Source organism: Promicromonospora sp. NPDC057488, assembly GCF_042802395.1.
Lineage (GTDB): Bacteria > Actinomycetota > Actinomycetes > Actinomycetales > Cellulomonadaceae > Promicromonospora.
This window is the reverse complement of sequence record NZ_JBHVEG010000304.1, coordinates 1-4,015: the sequence shown is the minus strand read 5'-3', so window position 1 is coordinate 4,015 and position 4,015 is coordinate 1. Positions and strand designations below refer to the sequence as shown.

Below are 4,015 nucleotides of genomic sequence, written 5' to 3'. Positions count from 1 at the left end.
GCGTGGACAATGTCCACGCAGAGCAACCGACCCCGAATTCGTGGTGTCTACCTGGGAGCGGCGTCGCACCCAATGCTCAGGCTCCGTTTGTTGGTCAGGCGACGGAAGCGTCCAGGACGATCTGGCCGCCCTCCACCTTCGCGCCCGTGACGGTGACGCCCGGGAACTTGGCCTCCAGCAGGCGCTCGACGTCGACGGCGATCCGCGCGTCCGGCTGCACGTCGACGACGCCCGGCGGCAGGCCCTGCTTGGCGACCTCGTGCTCGATGGGCGCGGCGGCCAGGCTCAGCAGCCGGTGCGCCGGCAGGCCGGCGGCGTTCACCTCGACGGCGAGCGTCGCGACACCGCGCTCGAACGAGGCCAGCTTCACGTCGGCCCGCACGATCGGGGCGATCTTGACGGCCAGCTTGAGCGGCCCGGGCAGGGCCTCGACCCGGCGCAGGTCCGCGACCACACGGATCACGTCCCCGTCGCCGACGACGGAGCTGATGACTGGCGGCGCCTGCTTGGCGATCCGCGCCAGGCTGAGCACCTCTTCGGGAGCGATCCGGATATGCACGATTCGACCCTAACCCAGCAAGCTGAGCAGGCGCGGCAGCGCGTGGCCGAACGCGGGCAGCAGGGTCAGGGCGCCGATCTCGTCCAGGCCCACCCAGCGCACCTCGAGGCTCTCGGGGTCGGCGGCGCGCGGCTCGACCTGGTGCCCGGCCGCGACGTCGGCCACGACCGTCGTGTACGTCCAGGCCGGGTGCTCCAGCACGTGCGTACCCACCACGTGCACCGCGGCCGGGTCGATCGCCGCCTCCTCGGCGGCCTCGCGCAGGGCGCCGTCCTCCGGCTTCTCGTTCGGTGCCAGGGCCCCGCCGGGGATGCCCCAGGTGCCGCCCATGTGCGACCAGAGCGCCCGGTGCTGGAGCACCACGGCCGACGGCGCCCCGTCGTGGTCCCGGCGCACGAGGAGCAGCCCCGCGGCGCCGAACAGGCCCCAGTGCCGGTGGTCGCCGCAGGTCACCCAGCCGTCGCCGTCGTGCCGGTGGAGGTCGGTCGGGGGCGCTGTCGGGTTCGGCACGGCGTCAGTCTCTCAGGTCGGACGCGGGCTGTCAGCGGCCGGGGCAGACGTCCCGCCATGGCGAACGGACGTCCCGCCACCCGGCGGGCGGCGGGACGTGGTTCCTGCTCGGTCCGGCTCAGACCTGCGCGGGGACGCCCTCGACGACGACCTTGCCGCCCTCGAAGCGGAAGCCCGTCACCTCGGTGAACTCCCCGCGCATCAGCGCGCGGAGGTCGAGGGAGACGGTGCCGTCCTTGCGGAGCTGCACGGCGTTCTCGGGCAGGCCGCTCTTGCGCGCCATCTTGGCGATGGTGCCCGCGGCGAGTGGGAGCAGCTTGGTGGCGGGCAGGCCGGCCGCATCGGCCTCGACCTGGAGCACCGCGATGTTCTGCCACACCGACGTGATCCGCGCCGACGCGTGCATGACCGGGACGGCCTTGGCCGCGATCTTCACGGGCAGCGGGGCATAGGTCAGGCGGCGCAGGTCCGCGGTGACGGCGATGACGCCGTCGTCGCAGGTCAGCTCGCTGACGAACGAGGGGAGAGTCTTGCGCGGACGGACGAGGGCGATGGCCTCTTCGGGGCTGAGTACTACGACGCGTGTCACGTCGCAGAACCTAGCGGATCAGAAGATGCCCGATGAGCGCACCTGGTTCCTATCAGGTGCGATCGGGCCCTTTTCACCCGTGTTGATGTCGGAAATCACCCGATAGGTTGGTTCAGTCGACGATCTCGCACAGCGCGGCCCCGGCCGAGACGCCCGCGCCCGGCGCCGCCGTCAGCGAGCGCACGGTGCCCGAGCGGTGGGCCAGGATCGGCTGCTCCATCTTCATGGCCTCCAGCACGACGACGAGGTCGCCCTCGGCCACCTGCGCGCCGTCCTCGACCGCGACCTTGACGATGGTGCCCTGCATGGGCGAGGCGAGCGTGTTGCCCGTCGAGGCGCTCGACGCCTTGCCGCCACCCGCACGACGGGCCGGGCGGCGGGCCGCGTTGGCGGTGCGTGCGCGGCCGGCCGCGACGCCGAGGCCCGCGGGCAGCACGACCTCGAGACGGCGTCCGCCGACCTCGACGACGACGCGCTCGGCCGTGACCTCCTCGACGTTCTCCTCGGGGGCCGGGGCGGCCGGGGCCAGCGCCTTGAGCTCGTCGGCGAACTCGGTCTCGATCCAGCGCGTGTGCACGCGGAACGGCGAGCCGTCCGTCGGGACGAACGCCTCGGCGTCGAGCACCGCCTTGTGGAACGGGACCACCGTGGGGATGCCCTCGACCACGAGCTCGCGCAGCGCGCGGCGGGCCCGCTCGACCGCCTGCTTGCGCGTGGCGCCCGTGACGATGAGCTTGGCGATCATCGAGTCGAACGCGCCGGAGACGGTGTCACCCGCGACGACGCCCGTGTCGACGCGCACGCCCGGGCCCGACGGCCAGGTGATGGTGTTCAGGCGGCCCGGCGCCGGCAGGAAGCCCGCGGCCGGGTCCTCGCCGTTGATGCGGAACTCGAGGGAGTGCCCGCGGATCGCGGGGGAGTCGTAGCCGAGCGGCTCGCCGGCGGCGATGCGCAGCTGCTCGCGGACCAGGTCGATCCCCGTGACCTCCTCGGTCACCGGGTGCTCGACCTGGAGGCGGGTGTTCACCTCGAGGAAGGAGATGGTGCCGTCGAGGCCCACCAGGAACTCGCAGGTGCCGGCGCCCACGTACCCGGCCTCGCGCAGGATGGCCTCCGAGGCCATGTACAGCGACTTCTCCTGCTCCGGCGTGAGGAACGGCGCGGGCGCCTCCTCGACCAGCTTCTGGTGGCGGCGCTGCAGGGAGCAGTCCCGCGTGGACACCACGACGACGTTGCCGTGGGTGTCCGCGAGGCACTGCGTCTCGACGTGGCGCGGCTTGTCCAGGTAGCGCTCGACGAAGCACTCGCCCCGGCCGAACGCCGCCGTCGCCTCACGGACCGCCGAGTCGAACAGCTCGTCGATCTCGTCGAACGTGCGGGCGACCTTGAGGCCGCGGCCGCCGCCGCCGAACGCCGCCTTGATGGCGATGGGCAGGCCGAACTCCTCGGCGAAGGCCCGCACCTCGCTGCTGTCCTTGACCGGGTCGGCCGTGCCGGGCACCAGGGGCGCGCCGGCACGCTGCGCGATGTGCCGGGCGCTCACCTTGTCGCCGAGCGCGTCGATGGCCGACGGCGGCGGGCCGATCCAGACGAGCCCCGCGTCGATGACCGCCTGGGCGAACTCGGCGTTCTCCGACAGGAAGCCGTAGCCCGGGTGCACGGCGTCGGCGCCGGAGCGGCGGGCGACGTCGAGCAGCTTGGCCGGGTCGAGGTACGTGTCGGCGGCGCGGGCGCCACCGAGGGCGAACGCCTCGTCGGCGATCCGCACGTGCATGGCCTCGCGGTCCTGGTCGGCGTAGACGGCGACGGACGCCAGCCCCGCATCGGCGCAGCCGCGGGCCACGCGGACGGCGATCTCACCACGGTTGGCGATGAGCACCTTCGAGATGGTTCGGGGCAGGCTGGAACTAGGCACGGCTCACCGTAACCCGGGTATCCGGGACCTATGTACCGGCTCCGGGCAGGCGGCGGAAAGTCTGGAGGCCAGACCAACCCCGGAGCGGGCCGTTTGTGGGAATCAGACATGGCGTCGGCACTGTGCAGTCCACTGAGCCGCCCGGGCTTGTCGGTATCGGGTAAACGAGCGGGCTGGTGCTGGTGCTGGCGGCTGGCCCCGGCGTCGGCGAACGTAGGCTCCGTCGGCCCATGGGCGCTCATGCGCCGACGAAGCCTACGTTCGCGCCCCCCAACTTCGACCCGACCCCGACCTCGATGCCTGGCGCCGCGGCGCCCGGCCCCGGCGTTGGCTCTGGTGTCGGCGAACGTAGGCTCCGTCGGCTCATAGGCCCTCATGCGCCGACGAAGCCAACGTTCGACACCGGCCCGGGCCTCGGCGCCCGACCTTGGCGCCAAATTCG

4 protein-coding genes are annotated in these 4,015 nt (G+C 72.7%); all 4 read right to left on the bottom strand.

Going from position 1 to position 4,015, the window contains the following annotated elements; genetic code table 11:
* Positions 1 to 94: 94 nt before the first annotated feature.
* Positions 95 to 559: a hypothetical protein gene (locus tag ACFU5G_RS29450; RefSeq protein WP_377252613.1), complete on the bottom strand. Its 465-nt coding sequence runs from the start codon at positions 557 to 559 to the stop codon at positions 95 to 97.
* A 9-nt stretch (positions 560 to 568) separates the two neighbouring features.
* Positions 569 to 1,069 (bottom strand): NUDIX domain-containing protein, encoded by a 501-nt coding sequence (locus ACFU5G_RS29445; RefSeq protein WP_377252611.1) that lies wholly within the window; start codon positions 1,067 to 1,069, stop codon positions 569 to 571.
* Between the two features lie 118 nt (positions 1,070 to 1,187).
* Positions 1,188 to 1,658, bottom strand: a complete 471-nt coding sequence (locus ACFU5G_RS29440) for a hypothetical protein (RefSeq protein ID WP_377252609.1) — start codon at positions 1,656 to 1,658, stop codon at positions 1,188 to 1,190.
* A gap of 112 nt (positions 1,659 to 1,770) precedes the next feature.
* On the bottom strand, positions 1,771 to 3,573 hold the full coding sequence (locus ACFU5G_RS29435; RefSeq protein WP_377252607.1) for a biotin carboxylase N-terminal domain-containing protein: 1,803 nt from the start codon (positions 3,571 to 3,573) through the stop codon (positions 1,771 to 1,773).
* Positions 3,574 to 4,015: the final 442 nt, after the last annotated feature.